This is a genomic window from Streptomyces sp. NPDC048636 (assembly GCF_040650655.1).
Taxonomy (GTDB): Bacteria; Actinomycetota; Actinomycetes; order Streptomycetales; family Streptomycetaceae; genus Streptomyces.
The window spans coordinates 1-18,900 of the sequence record NZ_JBEZHR010000024.1; the positions used below are offsets into that span (position 1 = coordinate 1).

The window sequence follows — 18,900 nt, forward strand, 5'->3', positions numbered from 1 at the left end:
CAGACGCCCGGCCACCCACCCCCCTCTCCCCGCCAGCCGCCTTTTCCAGCCCGAAGCACCCGCAGCCGCCCACGCTCCAGGCCACGGAGGCTTACGGACCCTAGGCGGATACCGCCCGTCCCTGGAGCACCTTCCAGCGGGCACCGCACGGCAAGCTAATCGGAGGTTCCCGCCGACCCCGCTCGCCCAGAACCACTCACGGACCGCAAGATCAAAAATGGCCCCTCGCCCACCGAAAAGCCCGGCGGACGGGTGTCTCGCCGGGCCCGGGGGTGGGGTGGTCAGTAGAGCTGGATGCGAGTGAGAACAATGCTCGGCGGGTCGGCGTCAGCAGAGATGACGTACTCGGCGATACCGAGCTCCCCGGTCGCTCCGAGTGGCATGCGCCGCTGCTCGGGCCACTTCACAGACGCCGTGCTGCCCGGCACCTCACCACGCGTCTCGTTGATCACCACCGTGGCGGCGACGATCGCGCCGAACACCTCGCCGGGCAGTGCCGGGTCCAGGAGGAGCGCAGTGACCTCCTCGGACAGCACGCACGGTAAGCCCTGGGGCTCCTCGCCCCCGTACGACTCACTCAACGGGCAACCCTGCCTGGCGGCGGCGGGCGACGATGTCGCCGACCTCGGCGGTCGGCAGCCTGCCGTCGAGCGCGGCCGCGGTGAGCCGGTCACCGGCCGGGTCGGTGTCGAGCATCGCCTCGCACCACCAGCGCTTCAGCACACGCTCCGCTTCCTCCGGGGCAGCCGCGAGCAGCTCACGGTAGAACTCCATGCGTCGCTCGCCGTCCAGGGCGGCCGCGATGCCCTCGGCGTTGCGCGGCACCCGCTCCGGCTCGTGCGGCTGGATCGGCTGTGCGGTCATCGCGATCCCCTTTCGGTCTGGTCTGAGTCTGCCGTGTCCCGGCGACCGGCGTCGACCGGCTATGAGAAGGTCTCGACAGGCCCCCGGAAGTAGCAGGCCGGTGAACTGCGGTTTCCCGATTCGGTGCCAAGATCGTGAGACTGTGCCACGGAATCTGAGACACCACACGTTTTCAGAAGTCCTGGCCCATGGGTTCGATCTTGCTGAAACGGCCCCGGAATCCGCAGGTCACGACTCCGGTGGAACCTTCGCGGTTCTTGGCAACGATCAGGTCGATCTCGCCAGCGCGCTCGCTCTCTGGCTCGTAGTAGTCCTCCCGGTGCAACAGGATGACCGCGTCGGCGGCCTGCTCGATCTCTCCGGACTCGCGCAGGTCGGACAGCTGCGGGACCTTGCTCTCCCGGCCGGTGGTCTGGCGGGAGAGCTGCGCGGCGGCGAAGACCGAGAGATCGAACTCCAAGGCGATCTCCTTGAGCCCGCGGGCGATGGCGTCGACCTCGTTGGTCCGGTTCCCCCCTCGGCTCTGGCCGTCGGGCTTGACGATCTGGAGGTAGTCGATCGCGAGCGCGTGGGGCAGGCGATCCTCGATCTGCCAACGGCGCAGGCCTGACCGGATCTGCGGCACGGTGATGCCGCCGGGCGGCACGATCAGCCGCAGCGGGGCGCCGACGATCCGCGGGCGGACCTTGTCGTACTTCTTCCACTGGTCCGAGGACAGGGCGCGCTTACGGATGTCGTGCTGAGGGATCTCGGCCTCGGCGGCGACCAGCCGGTTCATGATCTGGCGACGGGCCATCTCCAGAGAGATGAACGCGGCCGGACGACCGTGCACGATGGCGAGGTGGCGCACGAGGTCAAGCAGCGCCACCGACTTACCCATGCCGGGACGGCCCGCGAGGACAACCAGGTGACCGGGGACGGTGCCCAGCATGGCCTGGAGGTCCTCCCACGGCATCGGGAGGCCCGGGTCCAGGCCCGCAGCCTGATCGTCCTCCCACTCCTCCACCCGGTCCTCCATGAGCGCGTCGAACCCAGCAGGGTCCTTGCCCATGTCAAAGCTGGCCTGGAGCGCCAGCAGCCGAGCCGCAGAGGCTTCGATCACCTCAGCCGGGTCCGCATCCTGGGCGTAGCCCATCGCGGTCACGCTCGTGCCGGCCTCGATCGCCTGCCGTAGCTTCCACTTGTTTCGGACGATCTCGGCGTAGTACGAAGCGTTCGCCGCCGTGGGCACGCACTGGACGAGGGCGTGGAGGTAGGACGCGCCGCCGATCCGCGCGATCTCTCCGCGTCGGGTGAGCTCTTCCGCCAGGGTGATGGGGTCGACCGGCTCGCCCTTGCCGTACATGTCGACGATGGCGAGGTAGATCGTCTCGTGGGCGGGCTTGTAGAACTCGTGGCCCTTGAGGACCTCCACGACCTCGGTGATGGCGTCCTTGGACAGCTGCAACCCGCCGAGGACGGACTGCTCGGCATCCCGGTCCTGGGGCGGAACCCGGTCGAAGCCGTCGCCTGGCGCTGTCCGGAAGGTCTCGGGGATGTCTCCGCGATCCTGAGCAGGCAACATCACGGGGTCGCTTTCGAACAGGCTGCCTTCGCCCGCGGGGTTCTGGGGTGTCATGCTGGTCATCGGATCTCTTCCTTCGCGGTTGGGATCAGCACGGCGGCCGGTTTCTTCGCGGGAGCACGGCCGCCGTGACGTATTTCGGGGGTCAGACTGCGGCAGACTGCCGCACACCGCCGGGATGGCACTCCGGGCACTTGACCAGGCGACCGCCGTGCCGACGGAATCGCTCGGCGACAAGCTCGGGCTCGATGCCGTCGTTGCACTCGCCGCACCACTCCAGGACGCCGGGCCGCTGGCCGGGCACCTTCGTGCCCTGCGGGGCCGGGCACTGCGGATGGGTCTTGGCCCTGGCAAGGTCCAGGTAGTTGCGGCTGACCATGAACGGCACCACCGACTCCGTCAGCCACTCCAATGAGTCCTCGGCCGCGATGGCCTCGGCAACGTCCAGAGCGATGCTGTCCAGCTGACGGCGGCCCGGCCGCGTACCCCGCGCGGCCTTCCACAGGATCGCGAACTGCTCAGCAACAGCAGCAGCGCCGGGCTCCTCGCCGACTCCGGCGTCCGCCGCCGGGGTGGTGCTCGTCGGCGGAGCCGGAATCTCTCTCCCTTTGGTCGGTGAAGTCCTGTCGGCCGGAGCCTCTGGGACGGGTGAGTAGGGAGAGAGAGATTGGTCTAGTTGATATTGGTCTCGTTCAACCCCCTGGGGCGGGGGTACCGAACCCCCTTCAGCGGGGGTACGTACCCCCTGGCGCGGGGGTACGGTGCGACCAGTGGGTTTCTGGATCGGTGCAGGTCGTGCCGTACCCCCTCCAGCGGGGGTACGGAAGTCTGTGAGGACCGGCGCGATGAACAGCTCGATGGGTGGAAACGCGGCTTTCGCCTTCTTCGCCGCCGCGCGGGCTTTGGCGACACTGTCGCAGTGAGCCTTGAGACCATCGCGGACCGCCAACAGCCACTGGTCGAACTCGCTCTCACGCGCTTTACGGGCCTCGGGGGTCTCTCCCTTTGGGCCTCGGTTCAGCGCGTACCACTCGCTCGTCGACCGCGCGCCGGTGTGCGACGTTGGCGGCGTCTGGTGGACGATGTACCGGTTACGTCGCACCAGCCCGACCATGGTGCGAACGACCTCGATCGCGCCGATGACCTCCAGCTGGAGCATGTACTTGGAGACGTTCTCCGGCTTCTTCAGCTGGAGGATCCGTGCCAGCGCGGCCAGGCCCGGCCAGACTTCTGTGTCGTCGCGGACGCTGGTGTTGATGTGCGCGGATAGCCCCCAGTACAGGGTGCGGGCATCCGAGTCCACGCCGGAGAACAGCACCCAGTCGCCCAGTTGGCTGAAGGGGGCACGGCGGCCGAGGCCGACCTCAAGGGTCTCGTCGAGCTCGTTCGGGTCCGACAGGTGGTCCTTCATGTGACCACCGCCGACGCGGCCGGGACAGAGAGGGGGTCGAGCATAGGGTGCGATCTCTCAATCGGGGTAGAGAGTCGCACGTCGGTGGTTACAGCAGGTGACCGTGTGGGTCAACAGGCAGTGCTGCACAAAACCTGTCGCGCCGGTTACTCTAGCTAACGGTGACCGGGCCCCTTGGGGTCATAGGGAGCCCGGCGTTACCGCCGACGTACGACTCAGGATCTGGAGGCTGGGGAGCCAAGGAGCTGGGTCAAAGTTGAGATCGAGGGCCGTCTCTGCGCCAACAGGGGCGGCCCTCGGCGTTACGGAGCACGTGCACACATGAAGATCATGGTGGGGTCCTCCACCCACTCAGCGAAAGCGGGATTCCCCTCCCGCTCATTGAGGGAGAGCTCGTCGGCCCGCCGCGTCATGCGGAAGTAGCGGGTTGTCATCGGCGTGTTGCCGTGTCCCGTTGGCTCACCGGTGGCGGGCTCGCGTAGCCTGCTAGACATCGCAGGCACCTCCTATTCAGGTGCTGTCGCGGGTCGGGGCCACCACAACACCGACCGTGCGACTGACAGGCCCCCGCGGGGGCCTGTTTGCGTTCTGCGGAGCAACATCCTCCCCCGCTGGAGCCTTCTCGCGTGTTCAACGGGTCTGCTTCGGAGTGTCGCCCATGCTGTTGCCCTGGGGCTGCTCGGGGTGAGCCTCAACTTGGGCCAGAGCGAAGAGGATCGACGCAGGGTTACCGTCATAGACGATATGAGGCTCGGTGTCACTCGGTGAGATGAAGCGGCCTTCGTATCGGCGAAGGTCGGACTCTGTGAACGAGATCGCATTGGCGTCGGCGTGGGCTCGCGCATTACGTCGCTGGATGCGGGCCCACCTGGTCTCGTGCGAGACGTTTAGGTAGACCATCAGCGGCGCTACCCCGACCTCGATTGCGAGACGTTGCCAGCTGGCACGTTCTTCCGGTGTCCACCAGCCGTGGTCGAAGACCACGTCTTCACCGCGCCTGAGCGCTTCTTGGAACTCGACGGCAAGATCCGCAAGAACAGGCGCCTCTCGGACCTTGAACTCGCCCCGAGGGAAGTCGGTTCCGTAGTGGCCGTAGCGAAGCCACATCTCCTCGTCCGGACAGAGACGCGTAAAGCCATGCTGCTCCAGGGCCCGGGCCAGAGAGGTCTTCCCCGCCCCCGGCAATGCACTCATCAGGACACAGTGCGGAGCGCGCATCGTCGTTCCCCCCATTTCTCTCAACCCTCAGTCGCCGAGCTCTCGACGCGAGTTCGGCCGGGGGCGCCGAGGTCCACCCCGTATTCCAGTGGTGTTCCGTCGGCGTCCAGAAAACGCGCAGTCAGCACGAGGATCGCGGCCACCATGCTCTGATCCAGACCGAGGAGCAGCAGGTCCTCGCGTGTGGCGATCCTGGCAGCCGTCTCGCTCACCCGGGACTCAACTGACCTACCGGTCTTTTCTGCAATGAGTTCCAAGGACGTGCCCCCCACCAGGCGCTCGCTGCGCAGCAACCCCGGCACCACTCGGGCGAATTCCTGCGGCAGCCATGAGGTGGAATGAGCCACGACTCCTCGGGCGTCCCGGTAGAGACGAGTCCTCTTGATGACCCGCTCGTCTTCCTCAAGGCCTAGGGCCACTGCCACCGTCCGCGGCGCCGGAACAAGGTCGGCCGTGTGGGAATCGGACGTCTCCCCTGTCCCCCACGAGGAACCGGTCCGGTGTCCGCGTTCCAGACGCTGAGAGCCTGATGACAGTGGTACGGGGCGGCCGATCACCTCCGTTCCGATCCCATGGATCCCCCGAGCGAGCCCCTCATTCTTCAGCTGCGCTACGGCCTTTTCAGCTGTCGCTTTGCTGACTCCTGCATCCTCAGCAATGGTCTTGATGCTGGGCAGCAGCGATCCGGGGGACAACTCGCCGGTGGCGATCTGATCGCGGAACATCATCGCAATGCGCAGGTACGGCGGCCTGTTATCGCCTGTGCCACTGCCTGTCTTCGGCATCTCACTCCCTCGCCTCTCTGATCGGAACCCTACTGTAGCGCTTGACACCCTAGGGTGTCCTAGGATTCCCTAGGAATGCAACGCCCCGCAGGGCCCAGGCCCTGCGAGTTTCGGTAGGCCAGCCGTCGTTGCGCCTTCGGAACCGGCTCCACACAGGGGCAAGGCCGGATGAGCGTTCGTGGTCTTGAGAACTCAACAGTGAACTGATTCGGGCGCGGCGCCCCTGCCGTCATTTCGACGAGACGACCCTCTCACCAGCGCATTTCTGTTGGTGAGGTCTTGAGCGGGGGGCTGGCCGCATGGCAGCCCGAGAGCGGATCTGAGAGGGCCCCAAGGGTGGGGCTGCGGGTGCAAGTCCCTGTCCGCTCGCCGCGCCGCAGAGACGGCGCGGCCCCCCACACGGCGTTGCAGCGCCATTTGTGCCGGGGGCCCACCACGGATCTACCAGCGAAGGAGTGATCCGCATGACCATCATGCCGTCTGGCATGCCGGTGAACCCCACGGGCATGGCCAACGAGGTTCAGGACACGATCAACGAGGTCTTCCCGCTCTACGCCGAGGTCCAGATGCTGGCCCAGCGTGGAGTGTATGTCTCGGTGGAAGTGGCGCCGTCGAAGGTCGTTGTCACGATCAAGGTCGCCCGCTCCGTGGCTGCCACCCTGCCGGAGCTCCTGGCACACATCGACGACACACGGCCGGGCCAGTTGCCGAGCGGTCAGTTGGCGGTCACGGGAACGATGTGCCAGGGCAGCGCGCTCCTGCGAGTGCTCATCCCGGAGTCCTGGGTGAGCGCCGAGGAACTCGCGCTGCTGACCGGCTCTGAGTCCGCCGACCCCACCAGCCTGCTGTGACCCGGCAGGAGCAGGCCGCGGCAGCAGCGGCCGCCGCCAAAGCGGCGAAGAAGTCAGACGAGAGCCGCCGGAAGGCGGCGGCGGACTTACAGCGTCACGGGCAGGCCAGGTACGGGATGGGAGCTCGCCGGTGAATGTGCTGCTCAGCAAGCCGAAGCGGGCGGTTCGTACGTTCCATCAGCACCACGGACCGATGGAGACATGGACGAGTGAGGAGCACACGCTCTTCCAGGACCTGCTCTCCGCCGCCCATGGTCAGCGGAGGCCGTCGTCCCGGTCGTTGCGACGCATCAAGATCCTGGCGCTCGTGGCGTACGCCATGCCGCTCTACGTGGCGGATGAGCTGATCAGCATCGTGCGCGGCTCCTACTGGGACCGGCTCACCCGGCATGTGGACCGTGTCGACAGCAGGTACGTCACCGTCAGCCGAGGGTGTCTCAGGGCTGGGGACTACCGGTTCGTGGCCCGGGTCGAGGTGGTCGCCGAGGAGCTCGTGGAGGCGATGTACCAGGTGCGCCGACGGCTGGATCGGCGCTGACGAACCGCTACATCAACGCACGTCAGGTGACCGCCCCTGCGGGGGCGGTCACCTCTGCACGAGAGGAGAGTCGGTGTGGCGGCCCGTCCCGGCACCCGTAACACCCGAAGCAAGACGGCGGCCCGAAAGCCGCTGAAGACGACACCGCCGCCGCGCCGCCAAGCCCCTGCGGCGACTGTGCCGCCGAGCCCGGAGGTTCAGGAGGAGGCGGACTCCCGGCTCGCGGATATGCGCGACCGTGCCCACGACATGAGGGACCGGGCTGCTGATGTGCTCGCATCGGCTAGGCAGGCCGCTGCTGATGAAGCGGCGGCCCACATCCGGGCCGCCGAGGGTCAGGCGCACTCGATCCGGCGGGCTGCGGCCGCCGATGCCAAGCAGGTTCTTGCTGAGGTCGCCGACGCCGCCGGCCACCGGCTGCGTCAGGTCGCCGGTGAGGCGGACACCGTCCGTACCGCTGCCGAGCAGGAGGCTCGGGCGCTTCTGGATGCCGCCCGCATGGAAGTGCAGCTGACGGCCAAAGAGATCACCCGGGCTGCCGAGGAGCAGGCCCGCACGCTTCTTGCTGAGGCAGAGCAGCAGGCGACCGCGCTCGCTGCCCTGCGTCGGTCCTCCGCTGAGGCTGCCTACCGCGATGCCCTGGCGGACGCGGCGCGGATCCTCGGGGAGGCCCAGGAGAAGGCGAGCGAGACGGCGGCCGCGCACGCGGCGGCCGAGGCCGAAGTCGACCTGATCCGTCGCCGGTCCCGACTGGAGATGGATGAGGAGCTCGAAGAGCGGCGGGCGGAGATTCGGACCGAGCTGGAGCAGTACCGCAGGGACACCGAGGTCGCCCGCGCCGCAGTTGAGAAGGAGTTCAGCGATCTCGGTGAGCAGCACGAGCGTCTGCGACGGAGGCAGCAGGAGCAGCTGACCGCCGAGCTGGCGGGGATGAGGGCTGCGGCCGAGGCAGAAGCACGTGGGACTGCTGAGGCAATCCTCGCCGAGGCGGAGCGGGAGAAGGAACGGGTGATGGCGGAAGCCGTCCGGGCCTCCCGCACCGCTGAGGCCCGTGAACGCAGGGCCGAGGCTGCTGAACGCCGGGCCGAAGCCGCCATCGCTCGTAAGAAGCGGCGGGTCGGCCGTCGGCAACGGATGGCGAACAGGTTCTGGGACCTGATGGTCTGGCTCGCGCTCTTCGCTGCGATCGGCCTGGCTGCCTCGGGCGAGTACAAGCTGGCGCTCATGGTCGGACTCGGAGCCTGGTCTCCGCTGCTGCCCGTGTGCATCGACATCTACTGCGTGGTCGCCTTCAAGCGGGAGAAGGATGTCTACCCAGCCCTGGCGCTGATGTGGGCTGCGAACGTCACCTACCACGTGACGGCGCCTGAGGCGGAGGGCCCGCCCTTTCTGATCATCTCCGTGGTCACGATGTTCGTGAGCGTCGTGTGGCGAGTCCACAAGCTGATGGACAACCACGCCGCGGTCGACGACGGGGACGACGCGGAGGCGGAGCCCGTCACCGGGGGCGAAGCCGGTAGCGGCACCGGTAACCCCGCCCTTACCGGGTCCGGTAGTGCGTCCGGTGACCGGTCCGGTAAGCAGCGACCTACCGGATCCGGTACCGGGCCCGGTAAGACGTCCGGTACCGGGTCCGGTAAGCAGCGACCTACCGGATCCGGTAAGGCGTCCGGTAACCCATCCGGTAAGCAGCGTTCTACCGGATCCGGTAAACGCCCCAGCAAGGCATCCGGTAGCGCCCCCTCCCCCGAGACGCGCGAGGCCATCCGCGCCCGAGTCTGCGAGCTCCTCGACCGCGGTGTTGAGGTCTCCCATGCCGAGGTCTCCCGGGAGTTCGCCCTTGATCCGGTAACCGGCCCGGAGTACGTGCGCAACCAGGTGCGCGCCGTCGAGCGCGCCCGCGCCGCTGCCTGAGCCGGTCGCGCAGCATCGGCACCCGCCCGCGGGTGCCGGTCCTGTCCGCCTGGCTCGCCCAGTTCGACTATCCCGACCCCCAGGAGGGCTCACACCATGGAGCGCAACGACATCAACGTCTTCGAGGACGAGACGAACTTCCGGCGATGGACCGGTCACCGCGCCCACATCCTGCGGAGCGACCTGACCGAGCTCGACCGCCGGATCGCGGACCTGACCGCCGTGGTGAAGTCGATCAACCTTGACGGCGATCACAAGTGGGACCAGGCCCTGCGTACCTGGCGCCTGGTGCGGCACCTCAAGGAGGTCCGCAAGAACACGGCCAGCAGCCTGGAGTCGATCCAGCGCCTGCACCCGGCCTACGTCCACGAGACGGTCGAGGTCCCGCGCCGGCGCCTGGAAGCCGCGAAGAAGAAGGACGAGCGGCGCGCGCGCAAGGAAGAGCGCAAGACCATCGCTGCTGGTCAGCGCCGTGCCGCGATTGCTGCGGCGGTGGCGCGTAAGGGCGAGGAGCTTGAGATCCCCGACCAGGACGAGGCGAAGGACGGCAAGTCCCCGCGGACCCTGGCCGACTTCGTCCGGACGGAGAAGGGACGTTGAGCAGAGTCACCGCCAAAAGCCTGGCGACCTGGACGCAGCGGCTGGACCGGACGACGGCGAGCGAGGAGGAGTACCTCGACACGGTGCTCGACTTCGCCCGCTGGCTGGCGAAGTCCAAGGGTCTGCGGCGGGACCTGGCCAAGCACGTTCACACATGGGCCGCCTCCCGCAGCAGTCACAACGCGTGATGTTCATGTTCATCTTCATCTGCCCCGACAGGCTTGACTTTTGGGCCCCAACACGCGCACGCGCGCGTGCGCGCGAGGGGGCCCGGCCTGTCGTCACCGGATGTGACCTTTCAGGAGGCCCGTTATGGGCGACGTAATCGATCTGCCCGGCGCTGCCGAGCCCACTGCGGAGTGGTCGCCGCCCGAAGATCCGCGCGACGCGCCGTGGTGGAACACCAGCGAGGGGGAGACACCCGACGCGCTGGTCCTGGCCCCGCCTGAGCCGGACTCCGCCTCGGGAGCGGTCCCGGATACCTTCCGCTCCACCTTGGCGAGCGAGGTGCCGGAAAGCACCGGCTTCAGCGAGGTCACCGCACTGGCACTGGCACTGGCGACTGCCACGGGCATTGAGGCCCTCCGGTCGCTGGGGAGTGTCTCCGCGGCCGCGATGGAGCGGGCAGCCCACTGGCGCAAGCAGCGCCAAGGGCTCGCCAGCCCTGGCGCGCAGAAGGGAAGCCCTCGCACTGTTCAGAACAAGGCGCCCTCGGCGACTGGTTCGGGGTCTGCGGCCGGGCCGGGCCGCGGGGGCAAGGGCGGTGGTCGGACGCCCGAGGCGTCCGGGAATGCGGGGAAGGGCCGGACACCGGCCGGACCGCACCACAAGCCCGGTCGCGACGATGGCAGGCGCCACAAGGCCTCGACCGATGGTGCGGGCAAGGCTGGGAAGGACGTCCGCTCCGGCAAAGTCGACAAGCCCGGTAAGAGCGGCGGCTCCGGTACGGACGGCAAGCGGCCGACCCACCGGCACGAGACGGCCCGTGACGGGCTGCCGCCGAAGTCCCCGAAGAAGCCTTCCGCAGGGAAGGAGACAGGCGCCGGGCCCGGCCGTGGCGGCGGGGGCGATGCTTCGAAGTCCGGCAAGAAGCCCAAGGGCAGCGGAGGGGGCAGCCCTCCGAAAGCCAAGGACGGCCCCAAGGCCTCCGCCGCGGATGGCAGCTCGAAGAGCACCAAGAGCAGGGGCGGTGCGGGCAACGACCGATCGGCCGATCGGCATGAGACTGCTCGCGACGGACTGCCCCCGAAGGGGACCAAGCGCGGGGGAACGGACGGCGTGGGCGCCGCAAAGGCTCCCGACGCGCCGCCCGGAACCGACGGCACCTCGAAGCCCACAGACGGCCCGCAGGGCGGCTCTGACGACTCCAGTGGGTCGACGCCCTGGTCGGCGGCCTGGGAGCGGTGGAAGAAGCGGAACAAGCGCCGCACGGACAGTCGTGACGACATGAATGACAGTGGCGCGACCGCCGATGAACCACCGGCCGCGCCCGGCGGCGCAACACCCGGTGGAGCCCCTGGTGGTGAGGGTGCGACCTGGCGCACTGACGGCTGGCGTACCACCGCCTACGACGGCGTCACCTACACCGTTGAGCGTGACGATCAGCCGCCCGGTGCATCCGGGCAGCCGGGCGATCCGGCACAGGCCCTCACCACCGGGCAGGCCGCGCTCACCACCGGGCAGGCCGCCCTGACCGCCGCGCCCCACCGAAACCCGGGCACCGTCCAGCGCCCGGGAACCCGACGGCCCCGACCCATGCCCGGAGGAACGATGACCGACCTCGTCACCAGAGGCGGGGCCGACGCGGCTCTGCCTCAAGGACAGAGCACCGAGATCAGCGCAAGCGAAGCCGTCCGTGTCTTTGCGGACATGGCCGCGGAGATGGTCAGCGACTACGACGACACCGTCGAGCTCTCCCGTCGCCTCAGCCGACTGGCCAGCAGCATCGACACCTTCATCGACACCCTGGCCGAGCACAACATCTGCGGCCGGTCGATGGAGCGCGCCTACGAGCTCTTCGACGACGTCCACAGCCTCGCCCGCTCCGGCGAGGAGTTCAGCAAGAGCGTGATGGACGGCTACGAGGAGGCCCTCGACACCGAGGCGTACCTCGAGGACCACTACATCCCAGTCGTCGACGCGACCGCCGACCAGGGACTGACGACCCCCTCGACCCGTGCCCACAACCAAGGAGACTGAGCGTGTCCGACCTCGTACCGGCCGACGGCAACCTGCCCGTCGCCGCCGACGAACACCCGCCCTCCCGAGCCGACGGCGGCTACGTGCCCGCCGAGGACGATGGACCGGACGTCATCACCTACCTGCTGACCCTGGCCAAGCTCAAGATCCTCCAGGCGCGGTTCCGCAGCGCCCGCGGGCAGCTGCTCCGCCTTCAGCGCCGCAAGGAAGAACGGGCTGAACAGGCGAGCCAGGCCGCCGACATGCTCAGCCAGGCCGGTGTCACCGGCGAGGGCATCGCCCGTGTTCGGGAGACCGCGGCCGCGGCCACCGCTCAGTCCGACCAGGTGACCCGGATCGTCGGGCTCTTCCAGGAGGCGGAGGAGACGGCGGCCGCGATGCACCAGGCCCACCAGACGACCTATGGCCCCATCCACGAAGCCGTCAACGACATGGGCGTCGAGCAGGCCCTTGCCGACTTCTACCGCACCGACTGACCGCACACGCACACAACAGAACAGGAGGCCGCCGGGTGCGCGCCCGCTGGATCACTACCCCCATCACCGCAGCAGGACTCACCACGGCGGCCGCCCTCATGCCGCCCGCCGCCAGCCTCGGCGCCGGCGCCTTGGGCGGAATCGCCCTGTGGGCGGCCGCCAACTCCGCGCCCGAGAAGAAGATCGGACGCTGGCGGGTAGCACTGCCCCTCGCCGGGGCGACCGCCCTGGAGGCGGTCACCGCGTTCGCAGACCCCGGCCTGCCCACGATGCTCCCCGCGGCTGCCGCATGGTGCGGGGGCACCATCCTGCTGTGGCCCCGACGCCCCAAGCGCAGCACCACCGCCCCGGCCTCGACGGCACCGGCCGAGACGCCAGTACGGGTGCCGCAGACCTTCGAGGCGTTCCTCGTCTCCCTGTGGGAAGAGCACATCGGCGTCTCCATCGCGCCGGGCACGCGGCTGGCGAACATCGACCACAAAGGCGGCACCGCCTTCAGCGCCATCATCGTCGGCCCGGCCGGGCAGCCCGTGCCGAAGATCGACCTGCGGGAACTGGCCGCTGCCCTCGGCGTCGGCCAGGAATGCCTGAAGCTGCGCCCCATCTCCGGTGCCAGCCCCAACCTGGTCCGCCTCATCTGCGGACCGCCCGCCGCGCAGCCCACGACCCTGGAGGAGATGTGGCAGCTCCAGGCGGCCGGGGCGAACGGGCCCGCACCGAACACGATCATCCTCGACCACAAGGCGACCGACGCCGGGGTCCGGCTGATGCTGGAGCGCACCGACAGTGAGCCCATCTCCATCAACACCAGGCGACTCGCCACCCGCCTGGACGTCGACGACCCCACCCGGATCGTCGTCGAAGCCGACCTGACCCGGGCGGTGGTCTCCCTCTACGACACCCACCCGCTGGAGTCGGTCCGCGAGGCGACCATCGAGGACCTGACCGTCGCCGACGACGGCACGATCGCCATCGGCGTCGCCCACGACGGCACCGTCATCCGCATCCCGCTGATCGACCCCACCGGCGGCGCCCTGCACAGCTTCGCCGCTGGCTGCACCGGATCAGGCAAGTCCGTCCTGGCCTACCTCGTCATCGCCGCCGAGCGCCTGTCCGGCATCGTCTCCTGGGTCGGCGACTGCCAGGGCGGCACCTCACTCCCGGAGGTGGAAGGACTCGTCGACCGCTACGCCACTGGCGTCGAAGGTGTCGTCGCCATGCTCCTGGACCTGCGGCAGGAACTGCGCTGGCGCACAGCGGTCATGGCTCAGATGAAGCTCGGGAACATCGCCGACGCCGCGATCCCGCCGTTTCCGTATCTGTCGGTCAGCATCGACGAGTTCAACATGATCGGACGGCACCCCGACCAGAAAATCCGCAACCTCGCACGCGAAATCGTCGAGGACGTAGTGTCCATCGGCCGGAAGGTCGGCATCGGCTTCCGCATTCTGGGCCAGTCGCTGCTGCTGAAAGACCTCCTCGACTCCAACCTGATCCGTGAGCAGGGCCGGACCGGCTTCGCGATCCTCCTGCGCGTCATGTCGGAGATGACCAAGCGCAAGTCCCTCGAAGGGTTCGTCGAGGATCCTTCCCTGGTCTCCAACATCCGCCGGGACCTGGGCGGTACGACAATTGACGACGTCTTCTACGGCCGGGAGAAGGCCCGGATCTCCTCCGCCGGAATGGGATACGCACTCAGCGACAACCGCGCTGTGCTGATGCGCGTATTCCATACCACTGCTAAGAGGGCTCGCGCCCTCCTCTCCCACGGGTATACACCCGTTCTGGGCGAGCGCCCCTACCCGGTCACCACCGTCGAGGCCCTGCGCACCCTGCTCGCACCCAAGGGGACAGCAGCCGCCCGGGGCGACAAAGCCGAGGAAGCGAAGTTCGCCGAGGACCTCCACGGCGAACCGCTCGACCAGCCCGAGACCGCGGGTGATGACGGCCGGTCGATCGCCGACGCCATCGTGGCCGTCCTGGCCGAGGAAGGCGAACCGATGCGCCGCAAGGACCTCATCGCCGCCGTCGCCAGCCTGCTCGACTGCAACCACGGCAGCGTCGACAACGGGCTCAAGATGCTCGTCGACGAGGGACGGCTCATCAAGCCGGGCCGCGGAATGTACGCACTGCCCAACTAGCCAGCCGCGTCAGCGGCGCCATGGGCACCGCAGCCATTGGCCGAGCGCTACCGACTCGGGTGAGCGGGACTGTCGGCGCTGCGACGCCACGAACCACCCCCACCCACCACTCCACACGCCGAGGGCCCCGGAGCAACCTCCGGGGCCCTCCCCCATGCCGCAAGCATCAAGGAGCTCACCAGTGAACCGACACGAGACGGCGTCCGACCCGGTACTGACCGAAGCCCAGCAAGAGGCCGCAGCCCAAAGGCTCATCGCGGACTGGGTGAGCGAGAACACTCCCACCGCCACCCACTACAAGGACATTTCGCCCGTGCCGTCCATCGGCGACACCCCACCCGTCGCCCAAGCCGGAAGGGCAGCGATGAGCAAGCGCGCAACAGACATCAGCAGCGTCATGCTCGCCGCCGGAGGCACCTTCATGATGGTCGCCCTCGGCACCTCCGTGGTGCTGCTCACCGCCGAACGATGTGACCCGACCGTCGTCGGCATCGTCTTCGCCGCGCCCACCACCCTCCTTGGCGCCCTCGGCCTCGTCCTCAAGCGGGCGAAGAGCGTTGTCGCTGCCGCCCCGCCCGTTCATCACCACCACTACGAGGGCGACGTGCACCAGGACTTCAGCACCCACAGCTCCCGCAACGCCGGACTGATCGCCAAGACCAGCAACGTCCACCGCCCCCACTGACCGGCTCAACCCCAAGGCCGCCATCCCGCACCACTCCACCACGAACAGGAGAGTCCGCCGTGCCGTTAGACCAAGTCGACCCCAACACCACCTACCGCCTCCTGCCCGTCGAACCCGAATCCGCGTCAGCCAAACCCGCCCCTCGACGCTTGGGCTGGATCATCGCGGCTGTGGTCATCGCTTACCTCCTCGGCGCCAGCCGCGGCGGGGAACACCACTCCCCCGCCGACCCGCCTCGCCCCGCACACACCACCACCGCTCCCGCCTCGCACACCGGACAGGGAGCCAAGCAGTGAACACCCACATCACTACAAGCCACGGCTCCGACTTCTACGGCCTCGACACCTACACCGTCACCGTCCTGCATGACCTGGGACAGCACCTTCGCGGCGTCCTCCCCTCGGCCGATCACCCGCCGCTGACCCGCATCCTCGACGCCGCCGGGCAAGGCCAGCTCATTGTCGAGCCCGACCAAGCGGCACTACTGGCGATCCTGCTGCGCCGGGCGGCTACCCACCGCAGCCTCAAGACCGCCCACTCCAAGGTGGCGATGCGGCTGGGCATCGCTGCTGCGAGTGCCGCCAGGGCTGGTGAGATTTGGACCTGGAACCTCGGGAGCGGCCAGTGACCACCAGCTGTTCCGAACGCCTTGCCGTCGAGATCGCCCGTGCGATTGAGGAGGGGCGGGCGGCGGAAGTCAAGGCGACTTCGCTCCTGAGCGCGCTCAGCCTGCCGCTGGCCGTCCTCGTTGCCGTCATTCCGGGGCACCCTCTGCCTTCCACCGCGAGCACCCTCGTGGGCATGAGTGCTCTCGGCTTCGTCACCGCCCTGCTGATTGTGCTGAGAGCCACCCGCGCCCGGTTGGGTGGCCCCAGCCGCGGCTCCTACCTCCACTGGGCTGACAGCGCACCCGAGGAGGTCCTCACCGAGGTGATGGGACAGCCTCCTTGTGGGGACGCCGAGCGACTCATCGCCATCGCACGCAGCACGCGGCGTAAGCACCGGCTGGTCCGCGCCGCCAACGACCTTGCCAGCCTTGCGCTCCTCCTCCTGGCGGCCGCCCTCCTCTTTCCCTGACGAGCGCCCGGCCGCCCCCCATACGAAAGCGGCCCCGTCCTCGGACGGGGCCGCTTTCGTGCTTTCTCGGACTGTCTCTCATGAGAGACAGTCCCACGGTGGCGGCGCCCCAAGGTGTGCTCGGCAGACGGTGGTGGTGGCAGAATGCCCGAGCACTGCACCTGATTCTTCTTCTGCCCCCTGAAGGAGCCCCCGGCCATGAACCCCATGCCCATGTCGGCCGCCGAGCTGGGGATCGACTTTCAGCTCTTCCGGACTGTCTGCGCCTTCGCGAGCGGTAAGGGGGGAGTCGGCAAGACCACCCTGACTGGTAACTCGGCGGTCAAGACCGCCGCACAAGGGGTGCCTACTCTTGGAATCGACATAAACGGCCAAGGGAACCTTCGTCGCGAACTGGGCTATGACATTGGCGATCAAGGGGCAGGCTTCCTCGACTCGATGAAGAATGGCACCCCTCTTGTGCCGATCAAGAACGTGCGGCCCAACCTGGATGTGGTCGTCGGCGGGCCGAAGACTCGCGAGCTCAGTCAGCTGTTCATGGTGTTGGCTCAGGAGCAAGGCCCCTACGCCGCCTTCCTGCGGTTGGCTCAGTGCCTCCAGCCGCTGCTGAAGGACTACCGGGTGACCTTCATCGACGCTCCGCCGGAGAACCCGAACCTGCTCATGATGTGTCTGTGCGCCGCCCGGTGGCTGATCGCCCCGGTCAAGTGCGACGTGTGTTCCCTGGAGGATGCACTCACTGACATCGCGAACGCCTTCAAAGCGGCCCGGCAGGTGAACCCCTTGTTGGAACTGCTCGGGGTGGTGCACTTTGGGTCGCCGAACGGTGCGACAGGCATCCACGACGAGGTCGTGGAGGAGACGCGGAAGCACCTCGGGGCACACGCGCACGTCTTCGACTCGGCGATCCACCTGTCAGTGAAGACAGCGAAGCGATGCCGCGAGCGTGGGCTGTCAGCCCGTGAGCTGGCAGACGCGAAGCTGCCGAATGACAGGGACCTGGGGGCAGCCTCACTCGCGCTAGCTGAAGCCCACGACAAACTGACCGTTGAGATCATGAGGCGTATGAAGATGCGATTGGAGCAGGCAGCATGACCGCCGGGGACGACACCACGGGCAAACTCGCCGATGCCTTTGGCCCTGGGGACGCTGGCGGCGATGGCACGGCTGTCTTCGACTGGTTGCACAGCACTGGCGTGAGCGACAGCGGCTCAGCGGGACTCCCCGTCCAGAATCGGCCCGTACCTGCGGAGAAGCAAGAAGTGCTGTCCCTGGACCCTCCAGGAGATGCGTCGCCGATCGAGCGCCTGCATCACTACGAGGCGATCATTGACAGCGAGCGTGAGCAGTACCGGCAAACGCTCGATGCTGCCGACGAACGCTTCAACGACAGGACGAACGAGGTTCTCTGGCGGATCAACAAGGAGAAGGCATACCGCAACAGAAAATCGAAGGCGACCGGTAAGAAGTTCACGAACTTCAAGGACTACCTGGCCGAGCGCCACAGCATCTCCCGCGCCCACGGGTACCGGATCTTGAACGAGTTCCCCGTAGCGAGGGCGTTGGTCGGCGTAGCCCCCGATGGCTACAGGTTTTCGACTCGTCAGGTTCCCAAGCTCATCAGCGTCTTTCGGGCTCACGGCGCTGAGAAGGTGCAAGAGGTCTGGAAGGAAGCTGGCGAGGACGTCACTCCTGCGGGTCTGGAACGCGCGATCGACCGGTTGGGTCTTGCGTCTCCTGAGACCGAGAAGCTGGACGAGCTGAGCAGCAGCGGCGACCAGGGTGGGAAGACGGTCGTGGATCGATGGGACCACGCGGTCCGGAGTCTTGATCCCTCCAAGGCTCGGCAGATCCTTGCCAGCGACCCCACTGCCGCCAAAAGGCTCTACGACCAGCTCAAGCCCTTTGTTGACGCGCTGGCTGAGGTTGCGGAGCTGCCAGGCTCGTGATGACAAGAGATGGGGTGGGTTGTCTCTCATGAGAGACAACCCCACCCCAGCGCCAGTGGCCCACCACTCTGAAGAGGTGGGCCACTGGCATGTCAACTGCCGGTGCGGCTCAAGGAAATCAACTATGCGCGCGGCGTAGGGTCGCGGAGGATGGATCACTCCCGGTTGCTGTTGAGGTGGCCGGGGTGGGGCCGGGGGGCTCGCGTCGCGCCCGTGGTGACGGTGTGCAGTCGGACCGGATTGGAAGTCTGCGCGCACACCGCGGGGGGAGAGCGTTCATGAGTGTTGGGGGAGTGGAGCCGCCGCTCCACGAGGATGAGGGGAACCGTAGTGACGCAGCTGAGCAGGCACGGGAAGGTGGCCAGGGAGTACTGGGAGACCTACCGGCCGCAGGCCCTGGAGTCTCTGGGGAGTCCGGCACGGCAGGAGGAGTTCTTCCAGGAGCTCGACCTGCGGGTGACGGAGAAGATCGGGACGCTGACGACCGAACTTCTCCAGAAGCTGCCGATGGAACAGCGCGCGGCGGCCCGGCGGGCGACTCGGTCGCAGGCGCAGGAGCTGGTGTACGCGGAGGAGATCTGGTTGGAGAAGGAGCCGGGGGCGGAGCACCGGGAGATGTAGCTCCGCC

At 67.9% G+C, this 18,900-nt stretch carries 21 protein-coding genes; 15 read left to right on the forward strand and 6 right to left on the reverse strand.

Translation table 11 applies throughout. The annotated features are described in order from the left end of the window. Positions 1-281 precede the first annotated feature (281 nt). From AB0C66_RS35145 to AB0C66_RS35170, 6 genes are all read right to left on the reverse strand, one after another. Positions 282-581, reverse strand: a complete 300-nt coding sequence (locus AB0C66_RS35145; protein WP_362448387.1) for a hypothetical protein — start codon at positions 579-581, stop codon at positions 282-284. Continuing rightward, positions 574-864 (reverse strand): hypothetical protein, encoded by a 291-nt coding sequence (locus AB0C66_RS35150; RefSeq protein WP_362448390.1) that lies wholly within the window; start codon positions 862-864, stop codon positions 574-576. The genes AB0C66_RS35145 and AB0C66_RS35150 overlap by 8 nt, the downstream gene beginning before the upstream one ends. 172 nt (positions 865-1,036) lie before the next feature. Beyond that, positions 1,037-2,491, reverse strand: coding sequence for a replicative DNA helicase (locus tag AB0C66_RS35155; protein ID WP_362448393.1), 1,455 nt, complete (start codon positions 2,489-2,491; stop codon positions 1,037-1,039). A gap of 82 nt (positions 2,492-2,573) precedes the next feature. After that, on the reverse strand, positions 2,574-3,839 hold the full coding sequence (locus AB0C66_RS35160) for a hypothetical protein (RefSeq protein WP_362448396.1): 1,266 nt from the start codon (positions 3,837-3,839) through the stop codon (positions 2,574-2,576). A 630-nt stretch (positions 3,840-4,469) separates the two neighbouring features. Then, positions 4,470-5,033, reverse strand: coding sequence for an ATP-binding protein (locus AB0C66_RS35165; RefSeq protein ID WP_362448399.1), 564 nt, complete (start codon positions 5,031-5,033; stop codon positions 4,470-4,472). Between the two features lie 44 nt (positions 5,034-5,077). Next, complete coding sequence (locus AB0C66_RS35170; protein ID WP_362448402.1) at positions 5,078-5,842, reverse strand: GntR family transcriptional regulator; 765 nt, start codon at positions 5,840-5,842, stop codon at positions 5,078-5,080. Between the two features lie 464 nt (positions 5,843-6,306). Between AB0C66_RS35170 and AB0C66_RS35175 the strand changes: the two genes are divergently transcribed. From AB0C66_RS35175 to AB0C66_RS35245, 15 genes are all read left to right on the forward strand, one after another. Next, on the forward strand, positions 6,307-6,693 hold the full coding sequence (locus AB0C66_RS35175) for a hypothetical protein (protein WP_362448405.1): 387 nt from the start codon (positions 6,307-6,309) through the stop codon (positions 6,691-6,693). Between the two features lie 193 nt (positions 6,694-6,886). Then, positions 6,887-7,231 (forward strand): hypothetical protein, encoded by a 345-nt coding sequence (locus AB0C66_RS35180; protein WP_362448408.1) that lies wholly within the window; start codon positions 6,887-6,889, stop codon positions 7,229-7,231. 75 nt (positions 7,232-7,306) lie between these two features. Then, positions 7,307-9,145 carry a hypothetical protein gene (locus AB0C66_RS35185; protein WP_362448410.1) on the forward strand — a complete coding sequence of 613 codons (1,839 nt, stop codon included), beginning with the start codon at positions 7,307-7,309 and terminating at the stop codon, positions 9,143-9,145. Positions 9,146-9,241: 96 nt separating this feature from the next. Next, positions 9,242-9,745: a hypothetical protein gene (locus tag AB0C66_RS35190; RefSeq protein WP_362448413.1), complete on the forward strand. Its 504-nt coding sequence runs from the start codon at positions 9,242-9,244 to the stop codon at positions 9,743-9,745. After that, the gene (locus AB0C66_RS35195; protein WP_362448416.1) at positions 9,742-9,933 is read left to right on the forward strand and encodes a hypothetical protein; all 192 of its coding nucleotides are present in this window, start codon (positions 9,742-9,744) and stop codon (positions 9,931-9,933) included. The genes AB0C66_RS35190 and AB0C66_RS35195 overlap by 4 nt, the downstream gene beginning before the upstream one ends. Positions 9,934-10,057: 124 nt before the next feature. Further along, positions 10,058-11,944, forward strand: coding sequence for a hypothetical protein (locus AB0C66_RS35200; protein ID WP_362448419.1), 1,887 nt, complete (start codon positions 10,058-10,060; stop codon positions 11,942-11,944). Between the two features lie 2 nt (positions 11,945-11,946). Further along, positions 11,947-12,420 carry a hypothetical protein gene (locus AB0C66_RS35205; RefSeq protein WP_362448422.1) on the forward strand — a complete coding sequence of 158 codons (474 nt, stop codon included), beginning with the start codon at positions 11,947-11,949 and terminating at the stop codon, positions 12,418-12,420. 35 nt (positions 12,421-12,455) lie between these two features. Beyond that, positions 12,456-14,561, forward strand: coding sequence for a hypothetical protein (locus AB0C66_RS35210; RefSeq protein ID WP_362448424.1), 2,106 nt, complete (start codon positions 12,456-12,458; stop codon positions 14,559-14,561). Between the two features lie 181 nt (positions 14,562-14,742). After that, positions 14,743-15,246: a hypothetical protein gene (locus AB0C66_RS35215; protein WP_362448427.1), complete on the forward strand. Its 504-nt coding sequence runs from the start codon at positions 14,743-14,745 to the stop codon at positions 15,244-15,246. Positions 15,247-15,305: 59 nt separating this feature from the next. Then, positions 15,306-15,542 (forward strand): hypothetical protein, encoded by a 237-nt coding sequence (locus AB0C66_RS35220; protein ID WP_362448430.1) that lies wholly within the window; start codon positions 15,306-15,308, stop codon positions 15,540-15,542. After that, on the forward strand, positions 15,539-15,874 hold the full coding sequence (locus AB0C66_RS35225; RefSeq protein ID WP_362448433.1) for a hypothetical protein: 336 nt from the start codon (positions 15,539-15,541) through the stop codon (positions 15,872-15,874). The genes AB0C66_RS35220 and AB0C66_RS35225 overlap by 4 nt, the downstream gene beginning before the upstream one ends. Further along, the gene (locus AB0C66_RS35230) at positions 15,871-16,323 is read left to right on the forward strand and encodes a hypothetical protein (RefSeq protein ID WP_362448436.1); all 453 of its coding nucleotides are present in this window, start codon (positions 15,871-15,873) and stop codon (positions 16,321-16,323) included. The genes AB0C66_RS35225 and AB0C66_RS35230 overlap by 4 nt, the downstream gene beginning before the upstream one ends. A gap of 198 nt (positions 16,324-16,521) precedes the next feature. Next, positions 16,522-17,418: a ParA family protein gene (locus AB0C66_RS35235; protein WP_362448439.1), complete on the forward strand. Its 897-nt coding sequence runs from the start codon at positions 16,522-16,524 to the stop codon at positions 17,416-17,418. After that, positions 17,415-18,272, forward strand: coding sequence for a hypothetical protein (locus AB0C66_RS35240; protein ID WP_362448442.1), 858 nt, complete (start codon positions 17,415-17,417; stop codon positions 18,270-18,272). Before AB0C66_RS35235 ends, AB0C66_RS35240 begins: the two co-directional genes overlap by 4 nt. Positions 18,273-18,602: 330 nt before the next feature. Further along, complete coding sequence (locus AB0C66_RS35245) at positions 18,603-18,893, forward strand: hypothetical protein (protein WP_362448445.1); 291 nt, start codon at positions 18,603-18,605, stop codon at positions 18,891-18,893. The last annotated feature ends 7 nt before the right edge of the window (positions 18,894-18,900 follow it).

Coding starts and splice junctions, on each gene's coding strand:
- AB0C66_RS35150 (WP_362448390.1), bottom strand. CDS start 864: ATGACCGCACAGCCGATCCAGCCGCACGAGCCGGAGCGGGTGCCGCGC.
- AB0C66_RS35160 (WP_362448396.1), bottom strand. CDS start 3,839: ATGAAGGACCACCTGTCGGACCCGAACGAGCTCGACGAGACCCTTGAG.
- AB0C66_RS35240 (WP_362448442.1), top strand. CDS start 17,415: ATGACCGCCGGGGACGACACCACGGGCAAACTCGCCGATGCCTTTGGC.
- AB0C66_RS35175 (WP_362448405.1), top strand. CDS start 6,307: ATGACCATCATGCCGTCTGGCATGCCGGTGAACCCCACGGGCATGGCC.
- AB0C66_RS35235 (WP_362448439.1), top strand. CDS start 16,522: ATGAACCCCATGCCCATGTCGGCCGCCGAGCTGGGGATCGACTTTCAG.
- AB0C66_RS35155 (WP_362448393.1), bottom strand. CDS start 2,491: ATGACCAGCATGACACCCCAGAACCCCGCGGGCGAAGGCAGCCTGTTC.
- AB0C66_RS35200 (WP_362448419.1), top strand. CDS start 10,058: ATGGGCGACGTAATCGATCTGCCCGGCGCTGCCGAGCCCACTGCGGAG.
- AB0C66_RS35165 (WP_362448399.1), bottom strand. CDS start 5,033: ATGAGTGCATTGCCGGGGGCGGGGAAGACCTCTCTGGCCCGGGCCCTG.
- AB0C66_RS35170 (WP_362448402.1), bottom strand. CDS start 5,842: ATGCCGAAGACAGGCAGTGGCACAGGCGATAACAGGCCGCCGTACCTG.
- AB0C66_RS35180 (WP_362448408.1), top strand. CDS start 6,887: ATGGAGACATGGACGAGTGAGGAGCACACGCTCTTCCAGGACCTGCTC.
- AB0C66_RS35190 (WP_362448413.1), top strand. CDS start 9,242: ATGGAGCGCAACGACATCAACGTCTTCGAGGACGAGACGAACTTCCGG.